This window comes from Rhodococcus koreensis (assembly GCF_017068375.1).
GTDB classification, from domain to species: domain Bacteria; phylum Actinomycetota; class Actinomycetes; order Mycobacteriales; family Mycobacteriaceae; genus Rhodococcus_F; species Rhodococcus_F koreensis.
Window position 1 is genome coordinate 6187558 of the sequence record NZ_CP070609.1, and the last position, 13564, is coordinate 6201121.

Here is a 13564-nt window from a genome sequence, read left to right on the forward strand (position 1 = left end):
GATTCTCCTAAGGTCGTGTTCGCTGAATCACACGTAATCATTGATGATTGAGAAAGTCAATCATTAAGATCTGCTACTCTAGCGACACTCATCGGAAGGGGGTCGTCGCATGGCAGAGGCGCAGGCGTTATCGGACGACATCGGGTTCCTGCTCTCGCGCGTCGGCGGAATGGTGCTGGGCTCGGTGAACAAGGCTCTCGTTCCCACGGGGCTGCGGGTGCGGTCCTATTCGGTCCTGGTGCTCGCGTGTGAGCAGGCCGAGGGCGTCAACCAGCGCGGAGTGGCCGCCACCATGGGCCTCGACCCCAGCCAGATCGTGGGGCTCGTCGACGAACTCGAGGAACGCGGACTCGTCGTGCGCACCCTCGACCCCTCCGACCGCCGCAACAAACTGATCGCCGCGACCGACGAGGGCAGGCGGCTCCGCGACGATGCCAAGGCCCGCGTCGACGCCGCCCACGGACGCTATTTCGAGGGCATCCCCGAATCGGTCGTGAATCAGATGCGGGATACATTGCAGAGCATCGCCTTTCCCGCACATCCCGAGTAGGGCACGATGACCGACCTGCTCGCCCCGGCCCCGCCCGGCCTGTCGTTCCTCGCCACGTTTGTCGTGCAGGTCGCCGATCCGGTGGAGATCGGATCCACACCCGAAGGCACCCGCCGCATCATCCCCATAGTCGGGGGACGCGTCGAGGGCCCCGAACTCCGCGGCACCGTGTTGCCGGTCGGGGCGGACTTCCAGGTGCTCAGCTCGCCCACGCTCACCGAACTCGAGGCCAAGTACGCGATCGAGACCGACGACGGCGACCGGATCTACGTCACCAACTTCGGCCTTCGCTCGGGCACCCCGGAAGACATCGCCCGGCTGGTCGCGGGTGAGCCCGTGCCGCCCGAGCGTGTCTACTTCCGCTGCACGCCGCGGCTCGCCGCCGCCGAGGGCCGGTGGTCGTGGCTGCGCTCGCGGATCCTCGTCGGCACCGGCGAACGACTGCCCGGCGAGGTCCGTCTCACGGTGTTCGTGGTGGACTGACCTGCCGTGGAAATCCGCTGGATGAAGTCGTTCGTGGCGGTCGCCGAGGAACTCAACTACGGCCGGGCCGCCGAGGTGCTGCACATTGCGCAACCGGCGGTGAGCCAGCAGGTGCAGCAACTCGAGAAGCGTCTCGGTGTGAAACTGTTCGACCGCACCACGCGCTCGGTCCGGCTCACCGCGGCGGGCGAGCGATTCCTGCAACCGTGCAAGGACGCCCTCGCCGGCATCGACCGCGCCGTCGATGCCGCGGTGATCGCGGATCCGAAGGTCGAGGGCCGCGTCCGGGTCGGCTTCAGCGGGGCCTATGGGCAGACCGAATTGTCCTCTCTGGCAAGGTCGGTGCGCCGACGGTATCCCCTGATCGACCTCGTCCTCGAGGGGGCGACGGTGAGCGGGCAGATCCTCGACGAGATCTGGGAGGGGCAACTGGACCTCGGGATCGTGTCGGACGCGGTCTCGCACCCCCACGTGCTCACGCGGCAGATCTCGGTGGAGTACCTCAGTGCGCTGCTCCCGAGCGATCACCCACTCGCCGAACGGGAGTCGATCGATCTCGCGGAACTGCGCGAGGAGGCGTTCGTCGCGAATCCCGCCGCCACCGGATCCACGCTCCGCCGGGATCTGCTCGCCGCGTGCCGGGATGCCGGGTTCACCCCGAACATCGTGCAGGAGACCACCGACGGCATCGTCCTGACCGCCCTCGTCGCGGCGGGGGTCGGCGTCGCGCTCGTGCCCGGTGACGTGCAGACGTATCCCAACCGGGTGGTGCTGATCCCCCTCGACGCCGGTCGATTCGAAGTCCGGGCGGCGCTGGCCTGGTCGGACCGTCCCGTGTCGCCCGTCGTGCAGACGGTTCTCGACCTCGCCGCCGAGGTGCTGCCGACGCCGGGCGCCGTCTCCGACGAGTAATAAAGATCGGTTATCAATCACTGCCGATACTGCTCTTGGACGGTGATCGGTTTCTTTGGCAGAGTCTCCCTCGGCGGCAACGGATGTGACCTGGACAACTTCCGATCCCCGGTGTCGCCCCCACCTCGAGGCCTCTCCGAACTCCCGGAAGCCCTTCACTTTCAGGTAGGAACCACATGACTTCCACATTCGACGGCCGCGTCGCACGCGCCGACACGAGCGCCCGGTCGCCCCACGCGCGCCGGGCCGCCCTGGCCTCCTTCGTGGGCAGCACACTCGAGTACTACGACTTCTTCATCTACGCCTCCTTCTCCGCGCTCGCGTTCAACACCCTGTTCTTCCCGGATCTCGGTTCGTTCTGGGGGACCATCGTGTCGATGGCGACCATCGGGATCGGGTACGTCGTCCGGCCGCTCGCGGCCCTCGTCTTCGGGCACTTCGGGGACACGCTCGGACGCAAGCGGATGCTGGTGGTGACGCTCGTGATGATGGGCGTGGCCACGTCCCTCATCGGTTGCCTACCCACCTACGGGGCGATCGGCGTCGCGGCGCCGATCCTGCTGGTCCTGCTCCGGGCCGTCCAGGGCGCGTCGGCGGCCGGCGAGTCGGCGGGAGCGGCGTCCCTGGCCCTCGAACACGCACCCGCAGGCCGCCGCGCGCTCGCGGCGAGCTGGGTGAACACCGGTGCGGCCGCCGGCATGCTGCTGGCATCGCTGGTGGTCCTCGTGTTCTCCGGACTGCCCGAGGACGCCTTCCTCGACTGGGGATGGCGTATCCCGTTCCTGCTCAGCATGTTCGTCGCACTCGCCGGCCTCGTGATCCGCCGGATGCTGCCCGAGAGCGAGGTGTTCGAGGAGGCCGTGTCCACCGACGGGCCGACGGAGATGCCGGCGAAGGTGATCTTCCGCGACCACTGGCCGAGCGTGCTGCGGGTCGTGGGCTGCGGACTGTTCGCGGTGGTGTCCACCATCTTCAGCGCCTTCGCCCTCGCGTGGGGCACCCACGAGGCCGGTGTGTCCCGGACCGTCATGGTGGGAGCCACCGTCCTCACCGCCGCGCTCGCCCTCGTCGCGCAACCCGCCGCCGGGATCCTCGCCGACCGGATCGGACGCAAACCGGTCTTCATCACCGGCAACCTCGTCTGCGCAGTCTCCATCTCCGGGTTCTTCTGGGCGATCAGCCAGCGTTCGACCGTCCTGATCCTGATCACCGCGTGCATCGTGATGGTGGTCGGCTACTCGCTCGTCAATGCCATCGGCCCCGCCCTGTACGCCGAGATGTTCGAGACGCGCATCCGGTACTCGGGCATGGCGATCTCCGGACAGCTGGCCCTGGTGGCCACCGGATTCGCCCCCACCATCGCCGCGACCCTCGTCCGGCCAGGACCGGACGGCTGGATACCGGTGGCCGCGTTCACCGCGGGCTGCTGCCTGGTCAGCGCGCTCACCACCCTCACGGTCCGCGAAACCTACCGGACCAGCACCACCGACCTCGGCAAATGACCCACCTCCCGTCGAAAGCGACCGAACCTGTGAAACACGATGTACTGATCGAGAACGATGTCGAGGCGACGATGCGGGACGGCGTCGTCCTGCGCTCGACCGTCTACCGCCCGAATACCAGCGGCAGCTTCCCGGTGCTGCTCACCCGCACCCCGTACGGCCGCGACCTGTCCGTCAACTCCGGCTACCTCAACCCCACCACGGTCGCGGCCGGCGGATTCGTGGTGATCATGCAGGACGTCCGCGGCCGGTTCGGCTCCGACGGTGAGTTCGTGCCGTCCGAGAACGAAGGCCCGGACGGCTACGACACCGTGCAGTGGGCCGCCGAACTGCCGTACTCGACCGGAGCCGTCGGCATGTGGGGAAGGTCGTACTTCGCCGAAACGCAGTGGCGCGCAGGCCAGGAGAAGCCACCCGCCCTGCGCGGCATCGCCCCGGGAATCTCGGCAGGCGGCAACGCGCGGTCCGGCGGGCTCGTGCGCGGGGGCGCGGTCGAATTCGGCGCCCGGCTCGGATGGGGGCACCTGTCGGCAGGGCCGGCCGAGATCGCGAAACTGTCCCGCACGGATCCGGCACGCGCAGAACGCGAATGGGCGTCGTGGGCGCGGATCGATCGGGCGATGTCCGAGGACGCGTACTTCGACGCCCTGCCCCTGCGCGACCTGGCTGCCGATGCCCCCGCGTTCTTCGCGTCGCCGATCGTCGAATCGCTCGGATTCCCGATCGACCACCCCAGCCGCGACCTGTGGGACAGCGCCGGCGACCGGGCCGTCGACCTCCCCACGCTGCACATCGGCGGCTGGTACGACATCTTCGTCAACAGCACCCTCGACCAGTACTTCGGCCAACTCGCCCACAGCGATTCCGGTGCGGCTCCCGCGCCGTACCTGATTCTGGGTCCGTGGAGTCACACCAACTTCTCCGGGCTGGGTGGGTCGGTGGTGTTCGGCAGTCCTGCCAACCAGGCGGTGCTCGACTCGGGTCAGGACCTGTCGTCGGTGCACGCGCAGTGGTACGCGGCGGTGCTTGGCGACGAGGAACCCGACCTGCCGCGGGTCCGGATATTCGTGATGGGGGAGAACCGGTGGCGGACGTACGACCGCTTCCCGGAGCCCACCCGCACCGCGGACCTGTTCCTCGCTCCCGGTGGAACCCTCGCCGCGGAAGCAGAGCAGATGGAAGGTCGCGTCGACTACGACTACGACCCGGCGGATCCGGTACCGACGGTCGGTGGGGCGACGATGATGCCGGGAACGTTCGCACCCGGCGCACTGGAACAGAGCCGGGTCGAATCCCGCGACGACGTCCTCGTGTTCACCGGCGAGGTCCTCACCGAGCCGTTGACCGTGATCGGCCGGGTGTCCGCGACACTGTTCGCGTCGTCGAGTGCCGTCGACACCGACTTCGTCGTCAGGCTGTGCCGCGTCACGACGGACGGGACGTCGATCACCCTCACCGACGGCATCGTGCGGGCCCGCTACCGCGACTCCTACCGAACCCCTGGGGCGTACACGTCCGCCGAGCAGAGCCTGCTCGAGCCCGGGGAGGTGTACGAGTACGCGATCGACCTGTGGTCCACGGCCGTCACGTTCCAGCCCGGTGAGCGGATCCGCGTCCAGGTGACGTCCAGCAACCATCCGCGGTGGGACCGCAACCTCAACACCGGCGAATCCGCCTACGAATCAGCGGAATTCGTGGTCGCCCACCAGCGCGTGCACACCGGGGCACGGTACCCCAGCAGGGTGTCGCTGCCGGTCGTGCGCTGACGCACCCGTGAGTACTTGTCAACCGCGGGACGTTGACAAGTACTCACGGCTCATACTGGATGTAGCGACGCACCTCGCGCGCCCGCTCCGCTCCGGCGAAGCGGGCGACGAGGTGCAAAGCCATGTCGATGCCCGCGGACACACCGGCCGAGGTGATCACGTCGCCGTCGTCGACGAACCGGTCGTCCGGCCGCACGACGATGCTCGGGTCGATCTCCGCCAGCAAACCCAGTGACGCCCAATGCGTCGTCGCCGGCCTGCCGTTCAGCAGGCCGGCTTTCGCGTAGACCAGGGAACCCGTGCACACGCTGGCCATCAACGGAACCTCGGCGCGCAGCCTGCGGACCCAGCCGAGATGGGCGTCGTCGAGCAGCTGCGGACGCGTGCCCTGGCCGCCCGGGTGGATCAGGACGTCGAGCGGCGGGGCGTCGGCGTAGGAATGATGCGCGCCCAGGACGAGCCCCTTGGCGCACTGCACACTCCCACCCGATGCGGACAGGCAGAACACCGCGTAGCCGTCGTCCGGGTACATCCGCGTCCACGCGGACAGCACCTCCCACGGTCCGACGGCGTCCAATTCCTCGACGCCGTCGAACAACACGATCCCGATGTGCTTCACCCTGAAATGCTACCGCCCGTGAGTACTTGTCAACCGCGGGACGTTAACAAGTACTCACGGGCGGAGGTTCGCAGGTCGGGTTTGCGGATCTTGCCCGTCGCGGTGCGGGGGAGTCCCTCCGCGATCCGGATGAACGTGGGAATCTTGAACCCCGCGAGCTTTTCTCGCAGCAGGGCGCGCACCGTGTCCTCGTCGAGGGCGGTGCCGTCGGCGGCGACGACGAAGGCCATGCCGGTCTCGCCCCACTTCTCGTGCGGGACGCCGATCACCGCCGCCTCCCGGACGCCGTCCAGCTTCAGCAGCGCCGCCTCGACCTCGGCGGGGTAGACGTTCTCGCCGCCCGAGATGTACATGTCCTTGTAGCGGTCGCAGATGAAGAGGAAGCCGTCGTCGTCGAAGTAGCCGGCGTCGCCGGTGTGCAGCCAGCCGTTCACGATGGTGCGGTCGGTCGCCTCGGGCTGATTCAGGTAGCCGAGCATCACGTTCGGCCCCTTCGCGACGATCTCACCGATCTCGTTCGGTTCGGCGCTCGACCCGTCGGGGCGGACGACGTCGACGTCGGTGAAGAACGTTCGCTTGCCTGCCGATCCGACCTTCGCGCGGACGTCGTCCCCCGACAGCATGGTCACCGACGGCGCGGTTTCCGTCAGACCGTACGCCTGCGCGATCGCGACGCCGCGTTCCTGCCACGGCGAGATCAGCGCTTCGGGCAGGGGAGCCCCGGCGACGCAGATGGCCCGCAGGCTGGACAGGTCGGCGCCCGCGAACCGGGGGTGGTGCCAGAGTTCCTGGATCATCGTGGGGACCGCGAAGAACGTGGTGATGCGTTCCTTCTCGATCGTGTCGAGGACGGCGCCGGCGTCGAACTTGCGCAGCAGCACGACGGTGCCCCCGGACAGCAGGGTCGGTGTGACGGCTCCGCCGATACCGCCGATGTGGAACAGCGGCGCCACCGACAGCGTGCGTTCCTTGGACGTCATGTCCTGGGCGAGAAGCTGGTTCATGGCGTTCCACAGCATGTTTCCGTGGCTGAGCATGACGCCCTTCGGTGCGCCGGTGGTGCCCGACGAGTACATGAGCACCGACAGGTCGTCGAGACCCACCTGCTCGTCGATGCGGGTGTCTGGCTGCCCGGCGCGCACACTCTCGTAGGTGTGGGCGGACCACGAGTCGGTCAGCCCGATCCAGGTGGTGACCGGGGACTCCGACTGCGCCAGTTCCTGCGCGACGTCGGCCTGCTGATCTCCGAAGATCACGGTGGTGCAGCGTGAATCGCCGAGAACGTAGCGCGCTTCCTCGGCGGTGAGACGAGCATTGAGTGGGAGATACGTGGCGCCGAGCAGCCCGGCCGCGAACATCACCTCGAGCGCCGCGGGGTCGTTGAACCCGAAGAAGCCTACGCAGTCACCCTTCCCGACGCCGAGGGCGCGCAGGCCGTGGGCGAGCCGGCGGGTCCGCAGGGCCATCTCCTCGTAGGTGACGGCTCGTCCGTCGAAGACGAGCGCCTCGTTCCCCGGCGTCATGATGATGCGGCGCTCGAGCCACGAGCCGATGCCTTCGTTGTCCATGGTGACTCCTCGTTCTCTTCGAAACTACTCTCGGGCTCGTGTCAGGCAGACGGGGTGTCTGCGCTCAGGTCGTTGTCCTTGCTTTCCTTCGTCGCGACAAGGAAGACGGCGCTGACCACGCACAGTGCGATGACGAACAGCCCGACCGGGACGATCGACTTGCCGGACGACGCAAACAGTGACGCCAGGATGACGGGGGTGAATCCCGCGCCGACGAGCGTGGCCAGCTGGTATCCGAGCGACGCCCCGGTGTAGCGCGCGCGGGTGCCGAACTGCTCGGAGATGAATGCGGCCATCGGCCCGTAGGTGGCCGAGTGGCAGAGGGTGTACCCGACGAATGCGAGCGCGATGAACGGGAACTGTCCCGTGCCCAGCAGCAGGAACAGTGGGTAGACGCTGAGGATCATCGCCGCGAGACCGGCGAGCATGACCGGTCGGCGGCCGATCCGGTCGGACAGCCGCGCCGATCCGAGAACCAGGAAGATCGCACAGAACTGGCAGAAGGAGAACGCCAGTAGCGCGTCGGACCGCGGGGCGCCGCTCGACACGGCGTACGTGATGGCGAAAGTGGTGAACGCGGTCTGCATTCCGAAGCTCGCGATGCAGCTCATCGACGCCACGACGACCGCGCGTGGCCGCTTCAAGATGGTGACGATGGGCGGGGTGGTGTCCTTCTGGGCCGATTCCTTCAGCGCCGCCGTGAACAGCGGGCTCTCCGACACCTTGGACCGGACGAACAGGCCGAGGGCCAGCATGAGCGCCGAGATGAGGAACGGGATGCGCCAGCCCCACGTCAGGAACTGCTCGTCGGGCAGTAGGGACACGGCGGCCAGGGCGAGGGTGCCGAGCAGTGCACCGGTCGGCGCACCCGCGTTGGTGAACGCCGCGGCGAAGCCGCGTTTGCCGGATTCGGCGTGCTCGAGCGACATCAGCGCTGCGCCACCCCATTCGCCGCCGACTGCGAGTCCCTGGCAGACGCGGAGGAGGACGAGAAGCACCGCCGCCCAGGATCCGATCATCTCCGGCGGGGGGATGAGCCCGATCGCGAACGAGGCGATCCCCATGACGGTCATGGAGATCAGCAGCATCGCCTTCCGGCCGACGGTGTCGCCGAAGTGGCCGAAGAGGATTCCGCCCAGCGGGCGTGCGACGTAGCCGGCGGCGAATGTTCCCATCGACGCGATGGTCGCGGCGAGCGGGTCCAGGCCGGCGAAGAACACCGGGCCGAAGACGAGGGACGCCGCGGTGGCGTAGAGCAGGAAGTCGTAGAACTCGATGGTGCTGCCCAGGTAGCTCGACAGGATCACCCTGCGAACTTCCTTCTTGCGTCGGGTGGCCGACATGGTGCCGGCGGTGGCGGTGACCGTCATCGATACTCCTTGGCCGAGCGTGGGACAACAGAGCGGAGCGCATGTGTAGCGCGGATCACAATTAAACATTAATCATTGAAGTTGTCAATGGAAGAGATTGCCAACGCTTCGGGGGTCGTGGTCGCAGACGGCCGCCGGGGCCGCGGCTCGCGTGAATCATTCACGCGGGCAATCGGACCCGTCAGGACCGTGTGAGCCTGCGCCCGATGATCTCCTTCATGATCTCGGTGGTGCCGGCGTAGATCGGCCCGCCGCGGCAGTCGAGGTAGTCCTGCGCGACGTCGTACTCGCGCATGTACCCGTAGCCGCCGTGTAGTTGGACCGCCCGCTGGACGACCCGCTGCTGCAGCTCGGTGATCCACCATTTCGCCATCGCGGCGGTCACTTCGTCGAGCGCGCCGTGCGCGGCGTCGAGGATGCAGCGGTCCGTGAAGCACTGCGCGATCTCGATCTCGGTGGCGAGTTCCGCGAGGTAGAAGCGGTTGGCCTGGAAGTCGGCCACCCTCCGGCCGAACGCCGTGCGGTCGCAGCTGTACGTCAGGGCCTGGTCGAACGTGCGGCGCATCGACGCCATGGACGTGACGGCCACGCTGAGACGCTCCTGAGGCAGATTGTGGCGCAGGTGGCCGAAGCCGGCGTTCGGTTCGCCGAGGACGTTCTCACGGGGGACGAGGACGTCGTCGAACACGAGCTCGGCGGTGTCCTGGGCGCTCAGCCCGACCTTGTGCAGCGGGCCGTTGCGGGTGAATCCGTCCATTCCGGCTTCGACCACCAGCAGGCTCATGCCCTTCTTGCCCGCGGCCGGATCCGTCTTGGCCACGACGATCACGAAGTCGGCGAGCATGCCGTTGCTGATGAAGATCTTGGTCCCGTTCAGGACCAGGTTGTCGCCGTCGACGACGGCGGTCGTGGAGATCGCGGCCAGGTCGCTACCCGCGCCCGGCTCGGTCATGGCGATCGCCCCGATCTTCTCGCCGGTGCACAGGGGTGTCAGGAATCGGTGCTTCTGCTCCTCGTTCGCGAGCGAGGCGAGGTAGGGCGTGACGAGGTCGTTGATGCCGGCCAGGCCCATCACGACGGCGGGCGCCCCGACGCGGCAGAGTTCCTCGATGACGATGGCATTGAAACGGAAGTCGTCGGTTCCGCCACCGGCGAATCGCTCCTCGACATTGATCCCGAGGAGCCCGAGCTTGCCTGCCTGACGGTAGACGTCCCGATCGACCTGCCCCGCATCGGCCCATTCGCGAAGGCGTGGGGCGACGTCACGTTCGGCGAATCGGCGCACCGTGTCCCGGAACGCATCGTGATCGGCGTCGAAGATGGTCCGTTCCAGTGCAACCGGAGACATGCAAGGTTCCTTTCGTCGGCAGGCGCGCATTGCACGCCTGCATGCCCGAAAGGAACCTATCTATCAATCATTGATAATGTCAATGATTAGGGACGGTCGCCGACGTCAATACCAGTACTTCCGCCCGCCGACCGCGCGGCCCGTCGTGCCCAGCAGCAGAAGTACGAGGCCGACGACGAGGAGGATGATTCCGATCGTCGTGAGAATCGAGATCCCCGTGACGAGGCCGATGACGAGCAGGATGAGTCCGAGAACGATCACGGTCTTCCCTCTTTCGGTTGACTGCTTGGAACTACTGACTCGGTTGCGGCACTTCACAATCGATCTTCGGGTTGACACCCGCATAGTTGAGCGGCCCGGCGATCACGGTGACGGCGATCGTTCCCGCGCTGGCGCAATCGGCCTGCGCGTCCTTGAAATAGCCGCGCTGGAACACGGCGATGGCGCCGATGATCAGCCAGATGATCACGATCAGCGACAGGAGCCGTCCGATACGCATTTCCGACCTCCCGTGTGGGCACCGGCACCGGGCCGGTGAACCTGTCGTACCCGAACGCTATGTCGCCGACGTGTCGGTCGGCTTCGCGTGTGCTCCATGGGTATTCGTGGAGCTCGTGCCGTCGGTCCGGGCGTTGGCCGGTCCGACGTCGGTGGTGCGGGCGTCCGCGGCCCTGGCGTCGGTGGTGCGGGCGTCGGTGGTGCGGGCGTCGGTGGTGCGGGCGTCGTTCGAGGCGGCACCCGTCGTCTTGACCTCGGGATCGAGCTCGTCCGCCCTCTTCCACTCCTGCTTCAGGTCGTCACGAGACGTGGTCGCCGTGTTCTGGTGAGTCTGCGCATCGACCTGTAGTCGCTTGGCCTCGGCGGCCTTCGCCTCCGCCTCCGCCTGGGCCTTCCGTGCATTGGCCGCAGTCTCCTCCGCCAGCGCTTCGCGCTTCTCGACGACGGACGTCTGCTCCTGCGCCTTCGCGCGGATGCTGTCGGCCTCCCGGTGGCGGCGCTCGTTGCGCTTGCGTGACGCCGCAATGAGCAGCGCGGCCACGGCGAGTACGACGACGATCGCGACGATGATCCAGATGATGGTCATGGTGTCCATTGGCTACTCCCAGCAGTCGTGTTGTTAAAGTACCCAGCCCGCAAACCCGGCAAACAGACCGTGAGCCAATCGCAATCAACGGGCAGGTAGGTCCAGCAGCCGGAGTACTGGAACAGCCCGGCATTCCACTACCGTGAACCGCATGAGCGAGTTGCTGGAACGCGACGGCGTGCGCGGACGTCTCCACCGCCCCGCGGGAGACGCGTCGGCCGGGCTGGTCCTGACGCACGGGGCGGGAAGTGACTGCGACACAAAGCTGTTGCGGGCCGTGACCGAGGGGTTCGTGCAGCGGGGGGTGGCGGTCCTGCGGTTCGACCTCCCGTTCCGGCAGCGCCGCGCGTCGGGTCCGCCACACCCGTCGAAGGCGGCGGAGGACCGGGAGGGCATCGCGGCCGCGGTGGCCGTGATGCGGGAGTTGGTGCCGGCGCCGGTGTGGGCGGGCGGGCACTCGTACGGCGGGCGTCAGGCGTCCATGCTCGCCTCGGAGCGTCCGGGTCTCGTCGACGCCCTGCTCTTGCTGTCGTACCCGCTGCATCCACCGGCCAAGCCGGAGAAGCTCCGCACCGAGCACCTGCCCGGCCTCCGCACCCCGGCCGTGGTGGTGCACGGGTCGAAGGACCCGTTCGCGACCCCCGACGAAATGCGGTCGGCACTCGCACTGATCCCCGCTCCGACGACGCTCGTCGAACTCGAGGGCGCCCGGCACGATCTGGCCCCGGACAGGTTCCCGGTGGTCGAACGCACGGTCGCGGCCATGCTGGACCTTCTCTAGGGCGGCCGAGAGCGTCCGCCCGTGGTCGGTATGTTCGGTGAATGAGCAACGAGCAGTCGGACGCGCCCCATTGGTTCACCACGGCAGTGGCGGCCCCGGTCGACATCGGCCGGGTGGACGTCGCCGGTGCGGAGGTCCACTACCGCGCGTGGGGCCCGACGGGCACGCCCGGACTCGTTCTCGTCCACGGCGGCGCCGCCCACAGCCGATGGTGGGACCATGTGGCACCCATGCTGGCCACGGGCCGCCGCGTCGTCGCACTCGACCTGACCGGGCACGGAGACAGCGACCGCCGCCAGGAGTACGGACTGGAACGGTGGGCGGAGGAAGCCCTCGCCGTCGCCAAACCGGCGGGCATCTCGGGCGCGCCGGTGCTGGTCGGGCACAGCATGGGCGGAATGGTGTCGTACGTGGCAGCGCAACTGTTCGGCGAGGACCTGGCCGGTGTCCAGCTGATCGATTCGCCCGTCCTCGCGCGCACACCGGAAGAGGAAGAAGCGCGGAAGCAGCGGGCCTTCGGTCCGAAGAAGGTCTACCCGTCCCGGGAGGTGGCGCTGCAGCGGTTCCGGTTCGTCCCGCCGCAGGACACCGCGGTGCCCGCCGTCCTGCGCCACGTCGCGGAGACCTCGATGGAGGAGGTGGACGGCGGGTGGTCGTGGAAGTTCGATTCCTCGTTCTTCTCCCGCGAGGGCAGCGGCCATCTGGGTGCGTCCGACCCGCGCTGCCGCCTCGCCTACTTCCGCGCCGAGAACGGCATCGTCACCGACGCCATGATGGACAGCATGCGCACCCGATTCGGGCCGACCGCGGTGGTCGTCGGGATCCCCGACGCCGGACACCACGTGATGATCGATCAGCCGCTCGCGCTGGTCGTCGGTATCCGGACGGTGCTCGCGTCGTGGGACGTGGAGGATTCGGTGGCTGGCATGCCGGGCTGACTCAACTGACTCAGTCGCCGGTCCGCACGGCGGCGACGAACTGCTCGATCAGCGCCGCATCCTTCACCCCGCGGGACGATTCGACGCCGCTCGACACGTCGACACCCCACGCGCCGGTCGCGTCGACGGCGGCCCGCACATTGCCCGGATGAAGCCCGCCCGCGAGGATCCATTCGCCGTCGGGCCGGCTCTGGTTCGCCCAGTCCCAGGGCACGCCTGCCCCGGCGGTGGCCCCGTCGACGAGGATGCGGTCGGCTCCGAAATCGCCCGAGGTGTCACCGGCGACGACGGCACGGATCACGCCGAGCCCCGCCTCCCGCAACTGGGTGACGTCGTCGGCGGAGGTCAGGTCGTGCACCTGGACGGTGCCGAGACCTGCCGCGGCGGCGATCTCGATCATTTCCGGCACGGAACTCCCCTTGAACACGCCCACCGCGACCGTGTGACCGGTGACCCGGCGGACCAGCGGCGCGGCGTCGTCAGGGGAGATCCGGCGGACGCTGTCGGCGAACACGAAACCCACGGCGTCGACGCCGAGGCGCACGGCCAGATCGACGGAGGCCTCGTCGCGCAGACCGCACACCTTGATGAATGTCACCCCCGCAATTTTACCGGTCGCTCCGAGTCGCCGACGCGGTGCGGG

General features: G+C 68.0%; 15 protein-coding genes. 7 read left to right on the forward strand and 8 right to left on the reverse strand.

Annotation, left to right across the window (positions count from 1 at the left end):
• The first annotated feature begins 109 nt into the window (after positions 1-109).
• The 5 genes from couR (at position 110) to JWS14_RS28195 (ending at position 5213) form a co-directional block, all read left to right on the forward strand.
• Entirely contained in the window at positions 110-550 is a 441-nt protein-coding gene (gene couR / locus JWS14_RS28175; RefSeq protein ID WP_072947582.1) for a MarR family transcriptional repressor CouR, read from the forward strand.
• 6 nt (positions 551-556) lie between these two features.
• A complete protein-coding gene (locus JWS14_RS28180; RefSeq protein ID WP_072947580.1) occupies positions 557-1033 on the forward strand; it encodes a DUF3237 domain-containing protein in 477 nt (158 codons plus the stop codon).
• 6 nt (positions 1034-1039) lie between these two features.
• A complete protein-coding gene (locus JWS14_RS28185) occupies positions 1040-1945 on the forward strand; it encodes a LysR family transcriptional regulator (protein WP_072947578.1) in 906 nt (301 codons plus the stop codon).
• Positions 1946-2121: 176 nt separating this feature from the next.
• On the forward strand, positions 2122-3447 hold the full coding sequence (locus JWS14_RS28190) for an MFS transporter (protein WP_072947575.1): 1326 nt from the start codon (positions 2122-2124) through the stop codon (positions 3445-3447).
• Entirely contained in the window at positions 3444-5213 is a 1770-nt protein-coding gene (locus JWS14_RS28195; RefSeq protein ID WP_206014887.1) for a CocE/NonD family hydrolase, read from the forward strand. The genes JWS14_RS28190 and JWS14_RS28195 overlap by 4 nt, the downstream gene beginning before the upstream one ends.
• Before the next feature lie 43 nt (positions 5214-5256).
• Here JWS14_RS28195 and JWS14_RS28200 read toward each other — a convergent pair whose 3' ends face one another.
• The 7 genes from JWS14_RS28200 to JWS14_RS28230 form a co-directional block, all read right to left on the reverse strand.
• Positions 5257-5832, reverse strand: coding sequence for a DJ-1/PfpI family protein (locus tag JWS14_RS28200; RefSeq protein WP_072947570.1), 576 nt, complete (start codon positions 5830-5832; stop codon positions 5257-5259).
• Between the two features lie 29 nt (positions 5833-5861).
• On the reverse strand, positions 5862-7400 hold the full coding sequence (couL, locus tag JWS14_RS28205; RefSeq protein WP_206014888.1) for a p-hydroxycinnamoyl-CoA synthetase: 1539 nt from the start codon (positions 7398-7400) through the stop codon (positions 5862-5864).
• Positions 7401-7441: 41 nt separating this feature from the next.
• Complete coding sequence (gene couT / locus JWS14_RS28210; protein WP_072947565.1) at positions 7442-8770, reverse strand: p-hydroxycinnamate MFS transporter; 1329 nt, start codon at positions 8768-8770, stop codon at positions 7442-7444.
• 181 nt (positions 8771-8951) lie between these two features.
• Entirely contained in the window at positions 8952-10118 is a 1167-nt protein-coding gene (couH, locus tag JWS14_RS28215; protein ID WP_095863449.1) for a dihydro-p-hydroxycinnamoy-CoA dehydrogenase, read from the reverse strand.
• A 105-nt stretch (positions 10119-10223) separates the two neighbouring features.
• Positions 10224-10379, reverse strand: coding sequence for a DUF6131 family protein (locus JWS14_RS28220; protein WP_095863450.1), 156 nt, complete (start codon positions 10377-10379; stop codon positions 10224-10226).
• A 31-nt stretch (positions 10380-10410) separates the two neighbouring features.
• A complete protein-coding gene (locus JWS14_RS28225; RefSeq protein WP_072947562.1) occupies positions 10411-10617 on the reverse strand; it encodes a hypothetical protein in 207 nt (68 codons plus the stop codon).
• Between the two features lie 57 nt (positions 10618-10674).
• Entirely contained in the window at positions 10675-11211 is a 537-nt protein-coding gene (locus JWS14_RS28230) for a hypothetical protein (protein ID WP_206014889.1), read from the reverse strand.
• Positions 11212-11353: 142 nt separating this feature from the next.
• Between JWS14_RS28230 and JWS14_RS28235 the strand changes: the two genes are divergently transcribed.
• Together JWS14_RS28235 and JWS14_RS28240 are read left to right on the forward strand one after the other, a co-directional pair.
• The gene (locus JWS14_RS28235; protein ID WP_373560158.1) at positions 11354-11983 is read left to right on the forward strand and encodes an alpha/beta hydrolase family protein; all 630 of its coding nucleotides are present in this window, start codon (positions 11354-11356) and stop codon (positions 11981-11983) included.
• Between the two features lie 41 nt (positions 11984-12024).
• Complete coding sequence (locus JWS14_RS28240) at positions 12025-12921, forward strand: alpha/beta fold hydrolase (protein WP_206014890.1); 897 nt, start codon at positions 12025-12027, stop codon at positions 12919-12921.
• A gap of 10 nt (positions 12922-12931) precedes the next feature.
• On the opposite strand, the gene JWS14_RS28245 is transcribed toward JWS14_RS28240, so the two are convergent.
• Positions 12932-13519, reverse strand: coding sequence for a phosphoribosylanthranilate isomerase (locus JWS14_RS28245; RefSeq protein ID WP_206014891.1), 588 nt, complete (start codon positions 13517-13519; stop codon positions 12932-12934).
• Positions 13520-13564 lie beyond the last annotated feature (45 nt).

Excerpts from the sequence above, each read along its gene's own strand:
- couR (WP_072947582.1), top strand. The coding sequence starts at position 110 with ATGGCAGAGGCGCAGGCGTTATCGGACGACATCGGGTTCCTGCTCTCG.
- JWS14_RS28180 (WP_072947580.1), top strand. The coding sequence starts at position 557 with ATGACCGACCTGCTCGCCCCGGCCCCGCCCGGCCTGTCGTTCCTCGCC.
- JWS14_RS28190 (WP_072947575.1), top strand. The coding sequence starts at position 2,122 with ATGACTTCCACATTCGACGGCCGCGTCGCACGCGCCGACACGAGCGCC.
- JWS14_RS28195 (WP_206014887.1), top strand. The coding sequence starts at position 3,444 with ATGACCCACCTCCCGTCGAAAGCGACCGAACCTGTGAAACACGATGTA.
- couL (WP_206014888.1), bottom strand. The coding sequence starts at position 7,400 with ATGGACAACGAAGGCATCGGCTCGTGGCTCGAGCGCCGCATCATCATG.
- couT (WP_072947565.1), bottom strand. The coding sequence starts at position 8,770 with ATGACGGTCACCGCCACCGCCGGCACCATGTCGGCCACCCGACGCAAG.
- couH (WP_095863449.1), bottom strand. The coding sequence starts at position 10,118 with ATGTCTCCGGTTGCACTGGAACGGACCATCTTCGACGCCGATCACGAT.
- JWS14_RS28225 (WP_072947562.1), bottom strand. The coding sequence starts at position 10,617 with ATGCGTATCGGACGGCTCCTGTCGCTGATCGTGATCATCTGGCTGATC.
- JWS14_RS28230 (WP_206014889.1), bottom strand. The coding sequence starts at position 11,211 with ATGGACACCATGACCATCATCTGGATCATCGTCGCGATCGTCGTCGTA.
- JWS14_RS28235 (WP_373560158.1), top strand. The coding sequence starts at position 11,354 with ATGAGCGAGTTGCTGGAACGCGACGGCGTGCGCGGACGTCTCCACCGC.
- JWS14_RS28240 (WP_206014890.1), top strand. The coding sequence starts at position 12,025 with ATGAGCAACGAGCAGTCGGACGCGCCCCATTGGTTCACCACGGCAGTG.